Raw genomic sequence first — 19603 nt, 5'->3', positions numbered from 1 at the left:
GGTTCCTTGATACTCTTGCCAGGTCAAACTCTTTGAGGAGCGTTTCCCGCGACATAATCTCATCTGTTCCTTCGGGAGACCAGCCAAGTAAAGCTAAGTAATTGATAATGGCTTCCGGTAAATACCCCATTTCTCGGAATTCATCTACCGAGGTAGCACCGTGTCTTTTACTTAGCTTGCTGCGATCAGGAGCAAGAATCATAGGAACATGAGCAAAAGTAGGAATAGAAAATCCTAGAGCTTCAGAAATTAGTATTTGCTTAGGGGTGTTGGAGAGGTGTTCCTCAGCCCTTATAACGTGAGAGATCCGCATCAAATGATCGTCGATTGCACAGGCGAAATTGTACGTAGGCATGCCATTGGATTTTACCAGGACAAAATCATCGAAAACATCAGCTCCAAAGGTTACATCTCCTCTGATTACGTCATGAACGGTTATGCTTCCTCGCGCATCATTTAACAAACGGATAGCGTAAGGTTTACCGTTTTTCATCATGTCCTGTTGTTGGTCTGGACTTAGGTTGCGGCACCGTCCATCATATTTTAAGGGTAACCCCTTTTTCCGGGCTGCTTCTCGTCTTATTTCTAGTTCTTCAGGCGTACAAAAGCAGCGGTAAGCTTTCTTTTCACGCAATAGCCTTTCAGCTTGATGGCGATAAATGTCTAATCTTTGGGATTGGCAGTAGGGTCCAAACTCACCACCAGCTTGGGGTCCCTCGTCCCAGTCCAAACCCAGCCAGCGCAAGGAACTAAGAATGTTCTCAAGTGATTCTGAAGTTGAACGCTCCAAATCGGTATCGTCAATCCTCAAAACAAACGAACCGCCTTTTTGCCGCGCATACAGCCAGTTAAAAAAGGCAGTACGAGCTCCTCCAATATGAAGATTCCCCGTGGGACTCGGAGCAAAGCGAACGCGTATGTGCTTCAACCGATGCCACCTCTAGTCTAAGCCCTAGTTTTTAAACCCCAACACGAAGTCCTCTATTGCTTGGTTGACCTTCTTAGCTTGCTCTAACATGACCATATGGCCAGCTTCTTCTATGACCGACACCCTTGAATCAGGGATATGGTCCTGAAGGTATTGAGCGTATTTTATGGGGGTAAGCCTATCCTCCTGACCACAAATAATTAGGCTGGGGACCCGTATCATTGATATTTTTTCCATAAGATCGAACTGATCACAGGCCCGAAAATCGTTGTAAAGCACTTGAGGCTTGACCTTACAAAGCTCCTCCCTGGCTCTCTGCAACAGTTCAGGCTTAGCAGATGAAGAGAAAAACCAAGGGACCAAGTCAGCGACATGCTCAGGTCCAGCCTGTATGCGCTCAAATATCTGGGGTGCAACTCTTAGCTTAGCTCCCGTGGCTACGAGAATGGCCCCTTTTAAGTCATTCGGGTACTGCAAAGCATAGTCCATAACGATCCCGCCGCCCATAGAGTGTCCTGCCAATATGACGCCCGGATGATTAGGCTGCGTATAGGCAGTGATATGGGCAAGGAATTGATGGAGGAATTGGGAGTATTCCCGGATGGTTTTCCGTCCGCTCCCTTGCGATTGGCCATGGCCAGGTAAATCTACAGCAATTATTGAGCCCAGGTGTTTTAGACCGGCTACCTGTTCCACCCAATGTGTGCAATTTCCTCCTGCGCCGTGGATGAAACACAGTAAAGGGCAACCTGAACGGATTCCAGTCTCGCGAATATAATGTATCATTTCCAGACCGATCATAGCCAAAGGCATCGTGAGAACGCCCCCTGTACAACAAAAAAAGGCGACAGGCAATCCAAAAATCGCTAATATTGGGCAACCTGTCCAATACCTAGGAGTTTTGTGCAAGTCTTAATTTCTCGGGCAGGGGTGGCACGGCTCGAGCCCGCAACCAACGGATTTGGAGTGTGAAAAACGGCCTTTTTGGAGATTGGCTGAGTGTGCAAAACCCTTGTTGTGCTTGGTGTTGTTGGTTTCTTCCTGGCTCCAGACTAGCCATTTTTGCTCCCACTTTGTCTTCTTTGTTCCCAAATTGCTCCCAAAAGTGATCTCGGCCAAGGCGCTCCTGCTGCCCAAAACACAACCTAGGCGTCAGGTTCTCCCAAAGCAAGAACATGATACCACAATGCTGTGACTGCTGCAAATACAAATCGAACCGCTGTGGTTATGACAGCCTCCGAATAGCGACCAGCGGGCTGTCCTCTGCCTGAAGGCGGCTCTGCTGCTCCTGGGCATCGAGCCAGGCAAGCAGGCTTGCGCGCCTGAACAGCACCCGCCTGCCGATCTTGATGCAGGGAATGACGTGCTTACGGGCAAGATCGTAGACCGTCCAGGTTGATACACCTAGAAGCTCCGCCGCCTCTTTAGCCTCCATCGTCTCGCGCATAGCCTGACCTCCTTGAATAGGTTTAGTAAATGAAACCGTGCAAGACGCAACAAGTCCGACTGGCTTGCTGAAAGAGAGAAAACCGCCGGACTTTCTTTCCAACGGTTCTCCCTGCTTTTCAATATTATGTTAACCTGCGACTCTGTGGGCTTCCTGCTTCACCTTCTTGCTCCATTCCGAGACAGTTTGTAGCCCGAGCCTCGCGGCCTCCAAGCCGGTCAGTATGTACGTCGCGGTCTTCTCCACCGGATCCACGAGCACCGGGTGCTTGCCTCCTCTCCGAAAAGCCCCTAGGAGCTTCAGCAACCAAAGCCGATTTCATCCGCAGGAACCGCATCCAAGCCAGGCTCAGCCTGGGTGTGATAGCCGTCCAGGCCGGTATAAACAGCGGCACCATGCACACCGCGCTGTTTTTAAAAAGATACGGGCGGCCGTGTTCTGCCCGGTGCCGCCCGAAAGGAATAAAGCTTAGGTTTTTGCCTGCCAGGAAATCTGGTATGACTTATCTAGTTGGGAAGGGAGGAAAGAAGCGCTGCCAGACTGCGGAAACGATCGTAAACCGGGAGGACGTTATAGTGACCTATTATCTGCATGTGGTCAAGATTGCTGGCGGTGCCCAGATGCTGCCATACTCCCGGCGTAGGTGTCCCGTCGTAGGACTTAACCGTATCCGACGAGCCGAGCTTGGGGCCATCCATGGATACGGTGTTCACCACGCCGTCATTCTTCCACCAACTTCTGTCGATGGGAACCTTATAAGGATCATTCCTGGTGTAGCTGCCCATCTGGTGAGCAAAGAGGTGGAACAAGGGGTTCATGGTGATGTTCGGCTCCTGATGCCCGGTCAGCAAGCCCTTGTGAGTGCACTCAGTACCGATGGAGAAGTAGTACACATCAGGGGCAGCCTTGACCCAGGAGTTGAGTTCCTTGGCTCCGTCGGGGCAGAGATCCCAGACACTGATATCCTTGGTATCCTCCCACACCGGACTCGATAACACCCGGTTGGCATAACTGGCAAACGATTCGCCGGGCAGGCGCTTTAGCCCCCACTGATCCATCTTGAAATCATAAATCGGCTCGCTGCCGAGACCGGCCGCCGCTGCCGCCATTGATATTATCTGCTGAGCACAGGGTATGAGGCCGGTTACTATGTCCGCCAGGGTAGTACCGTCATGGGGAGTGGAAACTGAAGTTGCGCTTAATACCCAACGCTTGCCCCCGGTGAACAACGGCGAGATCTGGTCGGGCGAGGTCGCAGCCATTTCTTCGGGGCTGCCGTTCTCCAAAAGCTGAATGAGCATCCTGATGGTCTGGCCTCCCATGCTGTGGCCAACGAGGTGGATCTTGTTCACCTTGCCCGTTACCGGGTCAGCCTCACCCCACTGAGGATAGATCCCCGGGTAAGTTCTGCCGAAGCGGGCATGACCGTATTTGGCGGCATGGGCCGCTCCGTAGTCAACTGTCCCTCCCTTAATAAACGCATAAAGCTCGCAGGCACGGTCCCAGTTGCTGGAGAAGGGGCCTACGGCTGCCGTGAAGGTTTTGTACCCGTGGCGGTTCAGATCCGCCTCGATATCGCCAAGTCCACCCCAGTATAAGTATCCTGCCATTTCGTCGCGGCCCCATCCGGTGAAGCCGTGGACCAATACGATAGGGCAGTCGTTTTGCTTTTCTGTGGCGTGAACCGGCGGAACAAGGATGCTGCCTAAAAAGAAGGCAACTAACAACAAATATAACCAAAGGCGTGACCTCCGGTGCACAGCTGATCCCCCCGTTCAACTTGACTAGGGCCATCTTAATGGCAACTGCTCCCACTGGCCTATCCATCCCAAAGATGGTCGACGGCCCGGCCTAATTGTACCAATTTTGCGACCTGACTGCAATCTCTTTTGACCCTCCTTTAGCGACAACGTTGCTTCTTTGGGAGGCATTGTGCGCATTTCAGTACCAGATGAACACTCGTTGCCGTCTCCGCTCTATGTGGGTCACTCTTGAGTTATAGCACACCTTGTTTCTGCCCGTGTCAGCTGCGGCTGGCGATCTCTAACCCATTTCTTGTCGGTTTTGGGTTACTGGCCGCTAATGCTGAGCTTAAGGCTCATCCTTGCCCTCAATGTGGCGCCATCTTCTTCTGGGGTATCCTCCCATAACCGTTCAACTTCCCCCTTTCAATTCCGGCCCTCCTCTTTGAGCAGCCTCCGCAGCACCTTGCCGGTGCTGGTCGCCGGCAGGCTCTCCCGGAATTCCACCTGCCGAGGGTATTTGTAGGCGGCCATCCTCTCCTTGGACCAGGCAATGATGTCCTCTTCCCTTACCTTCCCGGCGTACTCAGGCTTTAGGACTACAAAGGCCTTGACGCTCTCGCCGCGGACCGGGTCCGGGACCCCGACCACCGCCGCCTGGGCCACCGCCGGGTGTCTTAACAGCATGGTCTCCACTTCTTCCGGGAAAACGCTGTATCCGGAAGCCTTGATCATCTCTTTTAACCGCCCGTCAAAGTAGAAGTAGCCATCCTCGCTTATCCGGCCCATATCTCCGGTAAACACCCAGCCATCACGCAGGGTGTCCATAGTGGCCTCGGGCTTCTGCCAGTAGCCCTTAAAGACTCCGGGGTTTCTTATCACGATCTCCCCCTGCTTTCCAGGGGGGAGATCCTCCCCGGTCTCCGGGTCGACGATCCTAACATCCGTGTCGTAGGTGGGGATGCCGCAGCTGCCGTAGCGGACCCGGTCCCGGGGCATGAAGGTGTCGCAGGTATGGGTCTCGCTGAGCCCGTAAGCTGCCTCGTACAGCTGGCAGCCTCCGGTAACCTCAGCCCAGGCCGAAGCCAGCTCCTCGGTCAGCTGGATCCCGAAGCTGGTGCACAGGTTGGTCCGAAGCGAACTCAGATCCCGCTTTTCCACCCCGGGGTAGTTGATGAGGGCGGCATTCATGGGCGCAGCGCTGTTCCACAGGCTCGGGCGGTAAGTCTCGATGGCCTTAAGGACCGCTTCCGGGTCAAAGCGGGTGAGGAGCACGGTGGTATTGGCACCGTAGGCGGGCATGTTCACCCCCATCACCATTCCGGCAATGTGAAAGATGGGCATGACCGCCAGGGCCACATCTTCCGGTCTTACCCCGTTGGCATGGTAGGCAGCGGCCGTCTTAAAGAGGGCGTTACCGTAAGTGAGCATGGCCCCCTTGGGAAGCCCTGTGGTCCCGGAAGTGTATACCATTAGCGCCACGTCGTCCCACAGGTCCACCTCCAGGGGAGGTATCCCGGTTTCGTATCCGCTGGTTATCTCAAGGAAGTCGTGGGTACCGGGGAAGTTTCTCTTCTCTCCCTTGAGCTCAGAAGGGACAGGCAGGTCCGGTTTTTCCGGGGCCATATCGGCATAATGGGCAAGGATTATCACTTTTAGCGCCGAAAGCCTTTCAAGGCCTTCTCCAGCACCGGATAGAGATCGTCAGCCGCCACTATGGCTTTGGCCCCCATATCGCCAAGTTCGTATTCCAGCTCCCATTCCTTGAACATGGGGTTTACCGGCCCTACGATGGCCCCGAGTTTCTGGGCGGCGAAGTGGGCAATAACATACTGGGGGCAGTTCTGAAGGAACAAGGCCACCCGGTCGCCCGTGGAGATACCTTTCTTGGCAAGAAAGCTCGCCAGCCGGTCCGAATACTTGTCCATCTCTTTCCAGCTGATCTCCCGCCCGTAGTAAATGTAGGCGGCCTTATCGGGAAACTCCCTCGCATTGGCCCGGAGGTATTCAAAAAGCGGCTTTTCTCCCCGCAGGTAGCGGAGCTCCCGGGGTATGCCTTCCGGCCAGTTCTGCATCCAGATCCTCTCCATGCTTCCTGTGCCTCCCCTTATCTCGATATTGCACTGACCTGACCCAAGCGTTTCTGCGGAACCCACCGCTTCCTAGAGTTAACCTGGCCTGGCAATCCTCCCTCCTCCCTATACAGGCCACCATCTCCAAGCGGCGTGGGGCATGGCCTAGCGGCGGACCAAGCTGGTATATAGGCTACGGTCCCCCGAGCATAAAACCTGGAGATTCAGGGAATGCTCGCTCCAAACTGATCGGCAAGATCCTCGCAGCCATTTGCCTTCTCAATACCGGGTAGGCTTATGCCTGGGAACGCTGCCGGCCAATTTGGATTCTATTCATAGACAGGGCCCAAATCAGCCTTAAGCCCTTGAAAGAGCAAAAAGTCCCCTTCAACGGCAAAAAGAGCGGACCAAGAGGCGAATGCAAGGGAAAAGCCCGCAGTCCTCAGAGGACTTCCGTTGTTGAAGCTGTCACGCAGAGACCTCCTTCTGCCCAAGCCCATCCAGGAGTTAAGGAAACCGATGCGCTGCACCTCCTATCTTCTATACTGGAAAAGTTGTCGTATTGCTCCCTGGTCGTCAAGAACGGGGATGAGGAACCGGCAGAAGGTGGTGCAGAAACGCAACGCGTGGTGGAAGCGCAGCAAGCATGGGGCAAGGCTCGAGGTCGCGCTCCTGTTCAACAGGCTTAAGGAGCAAAGCAAAAAGGGCTTGCTTACTGAGGGGGTGCTGGACGGTGGGACGAAAACGAGTGCAGGTTTCGATGTTGCTGGCCTGCGCCGTGCTGGCAGCGGCGCTGGCGGCCAGCTGCGGGCACGGTCAGAAAAATGCGCTGCTGTTTGCGGGGAGCCTGGCCGGCAGGAAGGTGGTCATGATCGTCGCCCACCGGGACTTCCGCGACGAAATTGGGAGAGAGAGGCGTACCCGGCAGGCTTCCCCGGTAAGAGCGCTGTCTTTCCCCCTATCCACCCGCCCCGTTTACTCTTGGCAGCCGCACGTTAAAGGACTTCGCTTCGTCTAGCAAGCTCATCCGACTGCCACTAGCCACGCCTGGGGTTCGTGGTCCTCGGGCCGGAGGTTTGCCGCCGGCTTCCTTCAGATTCCGCCTCGCGACGGACACCCTTGCCTTACGCTAACGACTACTGCTACCTTTGTCGTTCGGGACTTCCACCCTATACACAGCGCCCATACCGGGCGCACAAGAAAAAGCTCGCGCGTCCTGCGCGGGCAGGTATTGACTGGTATTTCGGTAGCTGTGACTTCCTGAGAACATGAGGCAGTGACCTTTGATCCTGCTTTCGATCCAATGGAAGATGGGCCCTGATGCCATGGTCTCGCCCTCAGAGGTTGGTCGGGAATAGCTCGTACCCAGCCGGTTTTCAAAACCTCCACAAAAAACAAGGGGCTATCCCCTTACTCTTGGGATAGCCCCCAGAGAACAATGGCTAGGCCGACTTTGACATTTGCGATTTCACCATGCTTGTCAGGACCTTGGCAGAACCAATGACGCCTAGGATCAACAAGAGCCCGCCGATAACTTCAGAACCTATCCAAATAAGCCACATTAGTGGCTCGTGTTCGCTCGCGGTAGCAACGCTGGAGATGAGGAAGTACATAAATGCGTAACTATTAAAAAGATAAGGCAGGATATCAGTTAGGAGGACGATTAAGAAGACAAATACGCCTACAAAGATCAGCGTGGGGGTCAATATGCCCATAGTTGGAGCCGTTGCTTCGATAAAAAGCTCGGCCAAGTAATAGCAGAAAATCCCAAACGCGCCACCGATGACTATATCCCGGATGGCAGCATTGTTCTGGTGGACGACAAAGTACAAGATCATTACCAAGAAGGCAGGCCAACCCGGAATTTCAAACCTTTCGAAAATGACCAGGGCAACCAGCACCAAAACAGAGATGAGAATACCAAACACCGTTCTTGCGCCCCATGGAAGCTTCGGAGCTTCTTGCTTTTCCAAAATTAACACTCCTTTCTTCAATTTTGGCTCTCACAAGAGTCCAGGCCGACTTTCCCCTTCTTGCCTACCCTACGGACGCAATTTGTCATTCTCAGTTACGCTTTATCACCTCCCCGATGCTTCCAACACACACCGTCAGAGCAGTACGGCAAACCCACTCCTGACCATCAACGCTCCCTCCCAAACAGGCCTATTGTCAGTTACTGCTATTCATGCTTTCTGGTTGGAAAGCTTACTTGAGCTGCCCCTGGGCATACATTTCCCGCAGCCTGCTCTTTAAGAATTTGCCTACGCTGGTGCGGGGAATCTCTTCTATGAACACCACCTCGTCAGGCAGCCACCACTTGGCCACTTTATCCCTTAGGAAGTCCAGAATATCTTCCTTGGTAACCTGGCCGCGGGCCTCCGGCTTGAGGACTACGCAGGCCAAGGGCCGCTCTCCCCACTTTTCATGGGAGATGCCGATCACCGCCGCCTCTGCTACCCCGGGATGGTTCATGATGGTATTCTCCAGGTCAACCGAGGAGATCCATTCGCCGCCGCTCTTAATCAGATCCTTGGTCCGGTCCATCACCTGGATATAGCCCTCTTCGTCAAAGGTGACTATATCGCCGGTCCGGAACCAGCCGTCAATAAATGCTTCAGCGGTTTTTTCTGGATCCTTGTAGTATTCCTTTGCTATCCACGGTCCCCTCAGGACGAGTTCGCCCATGTCCTTGCCATCGCGAGTGACTTCTGCATCCAGGCCGCCCTTGATAACTTTCATCTCCAACCCGGGCTGCAACAGGCCAGTCTTGGCCAAAAGCTTGAACTTTTCACTTTCCGGCCAATCCTTCATATAACTCTTCAGGACCACAACCGCTGTAACCGGGGTAGTTTCGGTTTGTCCGTACCCGGAGTGAAGCGGAATCCCGAGCTGCTTATGGAAGGCTTCAATCAAGGAGACCGGGGTAGCAGCTCCGCCAGACCAGAAGACTCTAGCGCAGCTGAAATCGTACTTTCCGGGGTTCTGCAGCGCATGATTTAAAACGCCCATCCAGATGGTAGGAACGGCGGCGCTATAGCTTACCCGCTCGTTGTGGATAAGTTCGCACAGATCCTTGGGGGTAGGACGGGGGCCAGGATAGACTTGCTTAGCGCCGATCCAGGTATCGGCATATGGCCGGCCCCAGGCGTTGACGTGGAACATGGGGACTATAGGCATAACCACATCTTGTTCCCAGGCCGCCTCTCTCCCTATTAGGATGGCTGTGCAGTGCAGGTAAAGGCCACGGTGGGTATAGACTACTCCCTTGGGAAACCCGGTGGTAGCGGTAGTATAGCTCATTACAGCAGGCGACCATTCATCCAGATAGGGGAAATCGTAGTCGCTATCGGCCTGGTCCAACAGGGCTTCATAAGAATAGACTGGGCTGAGGGTGGTTTCCGGGAGCCTATCCTTATCGGTCATGATTACGTAAGCCCTGACATTAATCTCATCTTTAACCGCCTCAATCAGGGGCACAAGATCTTCATCGATAAAGAGGATCTGGTCTTCGGCATGGTTGATGCAGTGTATTAAGTGGTCCCGGAAAAGGCGAATATTGATAGTGTGGAGCACGGCTCCCATGCAGGGAACGGCAAAGTAGAGCTCCAGGTGACGGTGCGTGTTCCAGGCAAAGCTGCCCACTTTGTCCCCCTGCTTTATCCCTAGCCCTTTCAAAACGTTGGCCAGCCGGCACACCCGCTTGTACATGTCCGCATAGGTATAGCGCCAAATACCGGAAAAGTCCCGAGAGACGATTTCTTTCTTAGGAAACAGCAGGTTAGCCCGGTAAAGCATGTTCTTCAGAAGAAGGGGGTATTCCATCATTTTTTTCTCACACTCCTTTTTAAAGTTTTGTCCGAACACACAATATATTTGCTATTTTGCCAAGAATCAAATACTTATGCCGAGATTGGCCCCTGAACACCTCCTTCCAGGTCCTGCCCCCGCACCCCAAAAAAGAGTACCAGCATATTAAGGGCTTCTTACTGCAACCATAATACCTCCAGCTTCAGCTATTGCCCAGGGCGGCCCACTTCCATTACGGTTTCTGCTGCCTCCGGCCGGGCAGGCCGGCTCCCGGCACGGTCGGCGGCTTTGAAGCCTCCTGCCCCTGCAATGCTACCCTTTTCACTTCCAGGACTATCATCTCCTCTCAGGAAAGAGCGCAAGGAGTGTCCTTACCGAGGAGAAGTGCCCGCCGTCAAGGACAAGTGTTTGCCCGGTCATGTGGCGCGAAGCATCGGAAGCAAGGTAAATTGCCGCTCCGACAATGTCTTCCGGCTCGGCAAGCCAGTTGAGCGCAGTGTTTTCTTGGGTAATCTTGGAGATTACGGGGTTATCCCAAAGCGCCTGGGCAAACCTTGTCTTGACTACCCCGGGAGCAATGGCGTTTACGCGGATGTTGTATTGCCCCCATTCTTGGGCAAGCACTTGCGTAAGCATGATTACCCCGGCCTTGCTGATGGAGTAGACCCCAAGGCCCAGTACGGGCCTGAACCCTGCCTCAGAGGTAATGTTAATGATGCACCCGCCACCCTGCTGGCGCATGATCTCCCCGACTTTCTGGCTTAGGAAGAAATAGCCCTTCAGGTTTAGCCCCATAATTACCTCCCAGGCCTCCTCGGTGGCGTCAAGGACGCTACCGAAAACCGGGTTGGTCCCAGCATTGTTGACGAGAATGTCCACTCTTCCAAATTCTTCCTTAACCCTTTCCATTGCTTTCTCGATTTCTGGAAGGTGGCGCAGGTTTGCCGCAATCGCTACCGCTTTTCTTCCTTTTTCCTGGATCCCTTGGGCTACAGTTTCGAGGTCAGCAAGCTTCCTGCTGGCAATGGCCACATCCGCTCCCGCTTCTGCAAAGCCCAAGGCAATTGCACGACCAATCCCCCGGCTTCCTCCGGTAATTAAGGCTACTTTTCCTCGAAGGCAGAACCTTTCAAAAAAGCTTTCCTGTACGCCCACCGGCTCTCTCCCTCCTCTTCCGGAAAATACTCTATTTTTCAATTATCTTCCTGTAAACCATTTTGCTCTAGCCCCCTTCCCAACACGCCTTTTCTCACTTACTACTCATTTCCATCCCTGGTTCGGAAGGACCGTTGGTGGAACGGGGCAAAAACTTGCCCCGCCTTGAGAGTTAGCGCCCCTGGAGCCTGGGCGGCCTTTTTTCGATGAACGCCCGGGCCCCCTCCATTGCATCTTCGCTTGCATTGACCTGAGTGCTTCCTTCTACCTCGATCTTTACTCCCTCTTCAATCGGCATCTCTAAACCCCTGGTTACTGCCCTCAGGATGGCCTGCATGGCCAGCGGCGCCCCTTCCCCAAGCTTGCGGGCAAACGCCTTCGCCTCTTTCTCCACGCCCCCTTAGCAGCGCTCGATGACGGTAGCTACGCCCTGCCCCCCGCCGCAGCATGCGGTGATGAGCGCGTAGCGCCCTTGCCGGCGCCTGAGTTCGTAAATCGCCTTAACCACGAGCATCGCCAGCGTGGCTGCAATGGGATGGCCCAGGGCAATTGCCCCGCCGTTGGGGTTGAGCTTTTCAACATCGCGGTCGCGCCAGTCAATGCCGAGCTCCCGGCAGCAGGCAATAGACTGCGAAGCGAAGGCCTCGTTAAGCTCGATCACGTCCATGTCATGCAAAGAAAGCCCCGTCTTGGCCAAGACTTTCCGGGTGGCAGGCACAGGCCCAATCCCCATAATGTTGGGGTCAACTCCCGCCGCCGCAAAACCCCGGATTACCGCCAGCGGTCTTATCCCTAGTTCTTCTGCTTTCTCCAAGCTCACCACCACAAGGGCAGCAGCGCCATCGTTTATCCCTGAGGAGTTGCCTGCGGTCACGGTACCTCCAGGCTTAAAGGCAGGAGGGAGGGTGGCAAGCACTTCTCTTGTGGTGTTGGGACGGGGGTGCTCGTCGGTGTCAAAGACAATTGGCTCGCCCCTTTTTTGTGGAACAACCACCGGGACGATTTGCTCTTTGAACCGCCCTTCCCTTATAGCCCGCGCCGCCTTCATCTGGCTCAGGTAGGCAAACTCATCTTGCTCCTCGCGGCTGATCTGCCACCTTTCGGCAACATTTTCGGCCGTAATCCCCATGGGCGGGTCGCCAATCTCTTTGGGGGCCAGGGGACGAGGAGCGATCCAGGGCGGAGCGCTCCGCTGGTAGTCTGTGCCGGGTTTCGCCAAAAGGTAGGGTTGGCGCGTCATGCTCTCTACCCCGCCGGCAACGTAGACGTCGCCTGCACCAGCCTGGATCAGGGCAGCCGCCACGTTGACCGCCGTCGACCCTGATCCGCACTGCCGATCAACCGTTAGCCCTGGGATGCTGTCAGGAAGCCCTGCCTTGAGTAACGCCATCCTGGCCATGCAACCGACCGCTCCCAGGCAGTGTCCAAAGATTACTTCATCGATCATCCCGGGATCGGGCAGCCTGCTTCTTTTTACCGCCTCTTTGATCACCAAAGCAGCATAGTCTTCCGGAGGGATGTTCTTGAGGGCACCCCTTTCCCTTGCAATCGGGGTCCTTACGGCGCTGACAATTGCCGCCTTCCTCATTCTTCTTCCCCTCCCCCTAGCGCAGAAGCTCTCTTGCAACGACCAGCCGTTGGATTTGGTTGGTTCCTTCGTAGATTTGGGTAATCTTGGCGTCGCGCACAAGCTTCTCCACAGGGTACTCGCGCATGTACCCGTAGCCACCGTGAACCTGCAGGGCGTCAACGGTCACCGCCATGGCTACGTCGGTGGCAAAGCATTTGGCCATGGCGCTTTCCTTGGCTGCTGGCAACCCCTGGTCAAGCAGCCAGCAGGCGTACCAGATCAGCCGGCGCGCCGCCTCGATTTTCATTGCCATATCGGCAAGCATGAACTGGATGGCCTGGTTGGCGGCGATGGCTGCGCCGAACTGTATCCGTTCCTTGGAGTACTTGATTGCTTCCTCCATCGCCCGCCGCGCCACGCCTAAAGCAGCCGCGCCAACTCCGGGCCGGGTGCGGTCGAGGGTGGCCATGGCGATCTTAAACCCGTCACCCTCTTTTCCAAGCAGGTTGTCCTTGGGCACCCGCACGTCTTCGAAGATGACCTCCCCTACATGCGAAGCGCGGTCCCCCATTTTTTTCTCCTTTTTCCCGCCGCGCAGGCCCGGGGTGTCTCCTGGAACGATGAAGGCGCTGATTCCCTTGATTCCCTTTGCCGGATCTGTCTTGGCGAAGACGGTGTAAAGGCTGGCGATGCCGCCGTTGGTGATGAAGTGCTTTAGGCCGTTGATCACGTAGGTGTCGCCCTCAAGCTGGGCCCTGGTGGTTATGCTGGCAACATCAGAACCGGCATTTTTCCACCACCTGCCAGGGAACCTCTTCTTTTTCGTCGTACTCGGCAGCGATGGGGATGATTTCCTTTTCCGCAAATGAGCGCGCCAGCCTCTGGATCTGCTTCTGTTCTTCCGTCAACTCAAAGCTTATCACCGTTCTTCCCCCCTACGCCTTGTCGCCGTACTCGTAGAAACCTTTGCCCGTCTTGCGGCCCCATTCTCCCTTCACGAACTTTTCCACTATGACGGGGGAAGGTTTGTTGGCAGGGTCCTGCGTCTCCTGGTAGCGCTCCATACTAATGTAGTAGGCAAGGTCGATGCCGGTGAGGTCCATGAGGCGGAACGGTCCCATGGGATGGCCCAGGGCATGGACCACGGCGTTGTCGATGTCTTCGTAGGAGGCAATCCCCATGTCGTAGAGGAAAAGGGCTTCTTGGTTAATGGCAGAAAGAATGCGGTTGACAAGGAACCCGTAGATTTCCTTTTTGAGGAGCACAGGGACTTTGCCTAGGCTTTTGCTTACTTCCATGGTAATGTTTGCCGTTTCGTCTGCCGTGTGCGGCCCTTTTACCACCTCAACCAGCTTCATGACCAGCGCCGGGTTGAAGAAGTGCATATTACAGATCTTTTCCGGGCGCCCGGTAACGTCGGCGATTTTGGAGCTCACGATAAAGGAGCTGTTGGTGGTAAGGATGGCATGGGGCGGGCAAATCCTGTCTAGCTCCACAAAGAGCTTGCGCTTGGCCTCCAGCTTCTCGATAACCGCTTCAATGACAAAGTCCGCATCCTTTGCCGCCTCTTCCAGGCTCAGGGTAAAAGAGAGGTTCTCGCGGGCTCTTTTGGCTTCTTCTTCTGTAAGCTTCCCCTTGGCCACTCGCTCCGGAAGGTAGGTATCGGCAAACTGCTCGGCTTTCTTCAAAATTTCCGGAACAATGTCGGTACACCTTACCTCATACCCTGCCAGGGCGGCGCAGAGGGCAATCTGGTGCCCCATGTTCCCTGCGCCAACTACGCAAATCCTCTTGATTCCCGGTACAGTTGCCACCAAAACCGCTCCTTTCCTTGAATGTTTACCTTGAATGTTTACCTTGCGCTTCCATAAAGCTCGCGGAACCTTTCCAGCATCTTGCGCGGCGTGACGGTTTCCCTCTGGTAAGGCGGGAGCTCCTTCTCAATTCCCGCCAGGTACTTGGCAATGCTTTTCAGCTTTTCCAAGTCATAGCGGGACATCATGGTGATGGTTTCCATCTGGGGCGAACCGCCTCCGTGCAGGCCCGCGACCTGCACGACCCCGGCAAGCTCCGAAACCAGGGTGCCCTCAATTAACCGAAAGCAACGGTGGATATCCTCCGCAGGGATCTTTGGATTGCGCCTGATGTACTTGTTAAGGAAAGGTCCGGTTTCCTGGTTGTAGAAATCCCCTTCCAGGGGAAGGGTAGCCGCCAAGCCTCCTGCGAGGTCGGCGAGGATCTTGTATTCGGTGTAGATTTCCTCGCCGGCAAGCTTTCTGCCGGCGTTGGTTAGAATTTCGTCAGGGATGTAAGTTCCCGAAGGAGCTCTCTCGGCGCGGTAGGCGCTTGCCTGGCCGGCAGCAAAGACGAGCTCGGCTGTGCTGATGATGTGGCAGAGTTTTTCGCGGACGTGGTGTTCACGCTCAATGCCGTTGTATTCCGCCACAAGCGCTGCCTCGCTGGCAATGATTTCTGAGATTGCCGGTTTGCAGCCTGTGTAAGTGTGGCGGTGGTAATGGGCAAAGAGCAAGGCAAGGAAGCCAGCAAAAGGTGTTTGCCTGGGGTCGGCCTTCCCGTTTATAAACACCCTTTCTTCCGGGACAAAAACATCGTCAAAAATCGTGAAGGACTCGGCATCCCCGATTTCGGCGGCGGGAGCAAAGAGCTTTTTCCGCCTATGGGGAACTGCGTGCCGGGCAACAATCTTTATCCCCTCCCAATCGGCGGGGATGGCAAAAGCTACGGCGTACTCGTTATCTTTTTCCGTCATGAAGCGCGTGGGAAGAACGATGATTTCATCCGCGTAAGGGGCAATGGTGTTGTGGAGCTTTGCTCCCCGCACCACAATCCCGTCATTTCTCACCTCCACCACTCTCAAGTAAAGATCGGGGTCCTCCTGCTGGTGCGGCCTCTTTAGTCTGTCCCCTTTAGCATCGGTTTGGGCGCAGTTGGCGCAGAGATCATTCTCCTGGAAGTAGCGGAGATAATTCGAGAAGCGCTGGTAGTAGCCCGTGCCCAGGGCCTGGTCCATTTCGTAGGTAACCACCGAGAGGGCGTTGAGGGCATCAATGCCCATGCAGCGCTGGATGCAGCCACCAACCCGGTGGCAGAGCAGCCGCGTCATAAGCTGCTTTTTGAGCAGGTCCTCTGTGCTCTGGTGGATATGGCAGAAGCGGTTGATTCTTTCTCCGCTAAGGTGGGAAACAGCCACGCAAAGGTCGGCAAAGGCAGGGTCATTGGCGCGCTCGTAAGTTTCGCGGACAACGTTGATTCCTGGCTGCAGCCTTTCGTCTGTGCGGTCCACTTTCTCTCCGTCCATATAGATGTTGGGCCGCATCTTCTTCAGCCGGCCGTAATAATCCGCAAAAGTCTTAATCGCCACCTAATTCAGCCTCCTTTGGGTAAGGGAAGTCCTGGGAGGTCTCTCAAGCTATCAGGTGCATTGCTAAAGAAACTTTGCTTATCACTATTGCGGCGCTCCTTGCTCAGCCGATAATACTTGGCTGGGAGTGGATATGCCGCCTATTTCATCAGCTATCAACCGCGCCGCCTCCTTCACCTTCTCTCCATACCAATGACCGTTTTCCGGCGTGACCTGGGTGGAAAGACCCACAATAGCCACAACCATCTGTACCCGACCCGACATATCAAAGATAGGAGCGGCAATACCGCTCAGGCCCTGCGTGTATTCTTCATAGCTTTCCGCATAGCCTTTCTCACAAACCTGCCTGAGATTGTCCTTAAACTCCTCAACGCTTACAATCGTCCTGGAGGTAAACTGCTTCAATCCCACTTCCCGTATGATATCTTCGATCTCGTCCTCCGACATGTAGGCCATGAAACACTTTCCGTACGATGCACTCGTCAGAGTGAATTGCTGGCCTAGCCTTACGGTAAGGCGCACAGATTCTCCGCTTTCCTCTTTAGCTTCTCCGCTTTCCTCTTTGGCAACGTACATCAGGCGATTATTGCCTATTGGTTCAAGCAGGACGCTGGTCTGTTTTGTCTCCTGAGCAAGCCATTTCAAGTGCGGCTGAACTAGTTTCAAGTAATCGATGAATTCAAGCGCCCTCGAACCTAGCACGACCAGCTTGACTCCCAGGCTGTAACGCTTCGTATCGCTGTAATAAGACACAAAACGATGGCTCTGCAACACGCGCAGTATTCTCAGGCAGGTGCTCTTGTTAATTCCTAGCGCCGTGGCTATTTCCGAGCACGTGCTCCTGCGGTGCCTGTACCGGCTCAAAAACTCGATAATGCGTATGGCCGTATCAACAGCAGGGACTTCTGACTTGTATTCGCTGAATGTTATCCTCTCCTGTCGCATAACTCATAGTAAAACTTGAAGCAAGCCTTCTGTTCCAAGGACGGAACATCGCTTCCTCGTCGGAATAATTATACATTGTTATTTTGGAAATTACAACTACAATTTTAAAGATTTTTTGCATTCTCATAGATTAACCCTCGGCGATCCCATTACCCGGCGAAAGGAACTTGAATCTCTTTTTTCATGGTGGCATTTTCTCTGTGCGCTTACTGCCCAGCTACACGGAAAAGGCTTGACAACGCAAGGGCAACCCAAGTAGCAACCTACAGGGCCGGGAGCATTGAAGTTCCGAAAGAAGAGCTTGAGGCTCTCCAGGACTGAGGAGTAGAGACCGTAATCAAGTTCCGGAAAGTCTTCACTAACCAGCTTACCACTCTGTCCAGAAGGGGCACCGCTGGCAAGGACCGATTGTTTTTGCGGACGGATTAACTGCAGGTCGGCGTCACAGCCTCCAGGAGGCCGACTGGCCCCCTACCTTTCAGGATGGAGCGTATGTCCCATAGGGTGCCTTATGCGACATTTTCGGCTGGAAAACTGCGCATAACCACCCGAAAAGCCCGCGCTAAGGCCCGAAAAAATGTCGGCTAGGATCATGCGGGGTTTTTGGGAGACTACCTGCCCTCAGTCCTCTTTGCCCCCGGCTTTTTTAAGGGCCCCGCGAAACGGGACGCACCTTGCGCTCCGTGCACTCCCCGATTTCATCCTCCAGTTCTTTACGCGCGGCGGCGATGGCGGAGTCGGAGAAGCCGAAGACTATACCCGGACTCTGCCGGTGATCTGCCCAGGCTCCAAGAGGTGTTCGAGGAAGTAAGGTGCTGCGTCGCTGGTGTATTCTTCGGTTTGTGGTTCGGCCAGGCGAGCCAGCACCTGCCGGGAGCAGGGACTTTCACAAAAGGCACCAAAAATGAAACCTCGAATCGGCTGATTGCCGTTCCGCCATCGGTTATGGCCTTATTGAAGCAGTACAAGGCGGAACAGATGAAGGAACGCCTGAAGCTGGGGGACTTCTGGCAAAGTTCCAACCGCCTGTTTACCACCGGGACGAAAAGCCCGTGTTTCCCGACACTATCAGCAACTGGTTCCCCAAGTTTCTGAAACGGCACGGGTTACCTCATATCACCTTCCACGAGCTGCGGCATACGTCGGCGACCCTGCTGATAGCCGAAGGGATAAACTTAAAGAACGTCAGCCGCAGGCTGGGTCATTCCAACATAAGCACGACTGGAGACATCTACGCCCATGCTCTCAGAAGCGTGGACCAGGAGGCGGCGAATAAGCTGGACCGTATTCTTTCCAGCGGGAAAAAGTAGCGGAAACCATCATGAGAATCTTTGCTCCCAAATTGCTCCCAAAACGGGTTTTAGCTAGCTTCTCGCAAAAATAGCAGGTCCCGCAATTCCTTGCGGGACCTACGTTTTTCGGGCAGGGGTGGCAGGGCTCGAACCCGCAACCAACGGATTTGGAGTCCGCTACTCTACCAATTGAGCTACACCCCTGTGTCGTACGCTCATCCACCAGAAGCGTGCGGTGCACGTACTTATTATAGAAACTCTTGCCTTGCGAGTCAACAGCATGTTCTAGTCGCTGAGCTCTTGAAAGTACTTCCAGTAAAAGGAAATGAGCCGCCTAGACGGAAGCATGGTGGGAGAGGAGGATAGGTTTTGGAGCCGAAAATGGAATTGATCTGGCACTGCTAAGACAAGTAGGCAAAATGTAGGCCCGAGATAATTATTTTTTTCGGGCCTAGCGGGGAACCATTGGTATTAGTAACAAAGCGGCACTTTCAATTTCTCAGACCTACCGGGGGGCAAGCTCAGAGTACATGGCCGAGCTTTTAGCTGAGCATCAAGGGGCCAAGATCTCATCCAAGTCAGTAGGCAGGATCCTAAAAGAGAGGGGCATCATAAGCCCAACAAAAAAGGAGGCGGGGTCATAGAAGCCGGGAGCGAGCCAAAAAGGAAGGACTTTTGGTGCAGATGGACGCAAGCCCCTACTGGTGGCTTGGAGGGGAGACTGAGAATTGGTAACGTTTTCCCGGATTAACACCAACGAGGTCCTGTTGCAAGAAGATGATCCGTGTACCAGCACCCTCCAGCGACCCGCGTATTTCTCCTCCTGTGGTAGTCTATGGCAGCACAAACTCTAGTTGGGCGATGCAGCAGTCAAGAGCAGCAAGGAGACATTAGTAGGTTGCCCCGGGAGGGGCAACCTACATCTACGTGCGCCCGCCGTGAGCGCTGACTTAGTGGCAAGAATCCACCTCAGGCCCAACCTTGACACCTGATCCAGCAAACCCGCATGGCACAAGGATTTGAGATGAAACAAGAAACTGCTGGAGAAAATGCCTGCCCCTGAAGCCGCCTCGCACATTCTCCTTGAGATGACCTCCTTCGGCTTCTCCGACTCCGCCATTGCCGCCGCGCGTAAAGAGCTGGAGGATGAAATCGGGGAGTGCACGGAGCGCAAGGTGCGTCCCGTTTCGCGGGGCCCTTAAAAAAGCCGGGGGCAAAGAGGACTGAGGGCAGGTAGTCTCCCAAAAACCCCGCATGATCCTA

Annotated in this window: 13 protein-coding genes, 1 tRNA gene and 4 pseudogenes; 3 read left to right on the top strand and 15 right to left on the bottom strand. The window is 54.5% G+C overall.

Annotated elements, in window-relative coordinates:
* From H5U02_08780 to H5U02_08770, 3 genes are all read right to left on the bottom strand, one after another.
* On the bottom strand, positions 1-928 hold a 928-nt coding region (locus H5U02_08780; protein ID MBC7342522.1), incomplete at its 3' end, for a glutamate--tRNA ligase.
* Between the two features lie 24 nt (positions 929-952).
* Positions 953-1741, bottom strand: coding sequence for an alpha/beta hydrolase (locus tag H5U02_08775; GenBank protein MBC7342521.1), 789 nt, complete (start codon positions 1739-1741; stop codon positions 953-955).
* A 412-nt stretch (positions 1742-2153) separates the two neighbouring features.
* Entirely contained in the window at positions 2154-2375 is a 222-nt protein-coding gene (locus tag H5U02_08770; protein MBC7342520.1) for a helix-turn-helix domain-containing protein, read from the bottom strand.
* Positions 2376-2509: 134 nt separating this feature from the next.
* Here H5U02_08770 and H5U02_08765 point away from each other — a divergent pair.
* Positions 2510-2788 (top strand): annotated as a pseudogene (locus H5U02_08765) (DNA-processing protein DprA).
* Between the two features lie 93 nt (positions 2789-2881).
* On the opposite strand, the gene H5U02_08760 reads toward H5U02_08765, so the two are convergent.
* Together H5U02_08760 and H5U02_08755 are read right to left on the bottom strand one after the other, a co-directional pair.
* On the bottom strand, positions 2882-4075 hold the full coding sequence (locus H5U02_08760) for a lipase (GenBank protein MBC7342519.1): 1194 nt from the start codon (positions 4073-4075) through the stop codon (positions 2882-2884).
* Between the two features lie 468 nt (positions 4076-4543).
* Positions 4544-6207 (bottom strand): annotated as a pseudogene (locus H5U02_08755) (AMP-binding protein).
* Between the two features lie 715 nt (positions 6208-6922).
* Here H5U02_08755 and H5U02_08750 point away from each other — a divergent pair.
* Positions 6923-7207 (top strand): hypothetical protein, encoded by a 285-nt coding sequence (locus H5U02_08750; GenBank protein MBC7342518.1) that lies wholly within the window; start codon positions 6923-6925, stop codon positions 7205-7207.
* A gap of 424 nt (positions 7208-7631) precedes the next feature.
* On the opposite strand, the gene H5U02_08745 is transcribed toward H5U02_08750, so the two are convergent.
* From H5U02_08745 to H5U02_08705, 9 genes and pseudogenes are all read right to left on the bottom strand, one after another.
* Complete coding sequence (locus tag H5U02_08745; GenBank protein ID MBC7342517.1) at positions 7632-8162, bottom strand: DUF1097 domain-containing protein; 531 nt, start codon at positions 8160-8162, stop codon at positions 7632-7634.
* A gap of 232 nt (positions 8163-8394) precedes the next feature.
* Positions 8395-10014 carry a long-chain fatty acid--CoA ligase gene (locus tag H5U02_08740; GenBank protein MBC7342516.1) on the bottom strand — a complete coding sequence of 540 codons (1620 nt, stop codon included), beginning with the start codon at positions 10012-10014 and terminating at the stop codon, positions 8395-8397.
* A gap of 318 nt (positions 10015-10332) precedes the next feature.
* Positions 10333-11151 (bottom strand): glucose 1-dehydrogenase, encoded by an 819-nt coding sequence (locus H5U02_08735; protein MBC7342515.1) that lies wholly within the window; start codon positions 11149-11151, stop codon positions 10333-10335.
* Positions 11152-11323: 172 nt separating this feature from the next.
* On the bottom strand, positions 11324-11545 hold the full coding sequence (locus H5U02_08730; GenBank protein ID MBC7342514.1) for a hypothetical protein: 222 nt from the start codon (positions 11543-11545) through the stop codon (positions 11324-11326).
* A 6-nt stretch (positions 11546-11551) separates the two neighbouring features.
* Positions 11552-12739: a thiolase family protein gene (locus H5U02_08725; protein ID MBC7342513.1), complete on the bottom strand. Its 1188-nt coding sequence runs from the start codon at positions 12737-12739 to the stop codon at positions 11552-11554.
* A gap of 16 nt (positions 12740-12755) precedes the next feature.
* Positions 12756-13641 (bottom strand): annotated as a pseudogene (locus H5U02_08720) (acyl-CoA dehydrogenase family protein).
* Between the two features lie 15 nt (positions 13642-13656).
* The gene (locus H5U02_08715; GenBank protein ID MBC7342512.1) at positions 13657-14535 is read right to left on the bottom strand and encodes a 3-hydroxyacyl-CoA dehydrogenase family protein; all 879 of its coding nucleotides are present in this window, start codon (positions 14533-14535) and stop codon (positions 13657-13659) included.
* A gap of 38 nt (positions 14536-14573) precedes the next feature.
* Positions 14574-16103, bottom strand: a complete 1530-nt coding sequence (locus H5U02_08710; GenBank protein ID MBC7342511.1) for an aromatic ring hydroxylase — start codon at positions 16101-16103, stop codon at positions 14574-14576.
* 84 nt (positions 16104-16187) lie between these two features.
* Entirely contained in the window at positions 16188-17048 is an 861-nt protein-coding gene (locus tag H5U02_08705) for an IclR family transcriptional regulator (GenBank protein MBC7342510.1), read from the bottom strand.
* A 603-nt stretch (positions 17049-17651) separates the two neighbouring features.
* On the opposite strand from H5U02_08705, the pseudogene H5U02_08700 reads away from it, so the two are divergent.
* A pseudogene (locus H5U02_08700) lies at positions 17652-18358 on the top strand (site-specific integrase).
* A 113-nt stretch (positions 18359-18471) separates the two neighbouring features.
* Here H5U02_08700 and H5U02_08695 read toward each other — a convergent pair.
* A tRNA-Trp gene (locus tag H5U02_08695) sits at positions 18472-18544 on the bottom strand.
* Positions 18545-19603 lie beyond the last annotated feature (1059 nt).

This window comes from Clostridia bacterium, assembly GCA_014360065.1.
Classification (GTDB): Bacteria; Bacillota; DSM-521; order Neomoorellales; family JACIYF01; genus JACIYF01.
This window is presented reverse-complemented; position numbering and strand designations above follow the sequence as displayed.

Bases quoted from the DNA above. Each gene is read 5' to 3' on its own strand.
- H5U02_08775 (MBC7342521.1), bottom strand. From the start codon at position 1,741: ATGCCTTTGGCTATGATCGGTCTGGAAATGATACATTATATTCGCGAG.
- H5U02_08770 (MBC7342520.1), bottom strand. From the start codon at position 2,375: ATGCGCGAGACGATGGAGGCTAAAGAGGCGGCGGAGCTTCTAGGTGTA.
- H5U02_08740 (MBC7342516.1), bottom strand. From the start codon at position 10,014: ATGATGGAATACCCCCTTCTTCTGAAGAACATGCTTTACCGGGCTAAC.
- H5U02_08725 (MBC7342513.1), bottom strand. From the start codon at position 12,739: ATGAGGAAGGCGGCAATTGTCAGCGCCGTAAGGACCCCGATTGCAAGG.
- H5U02_08705 (MBC7342510.1), bottom strand. From the start codon at position 17,048: ATGCGACAGGAGAGGATAACATTCAGCGAATACAAGTCAGAAGTCCCT.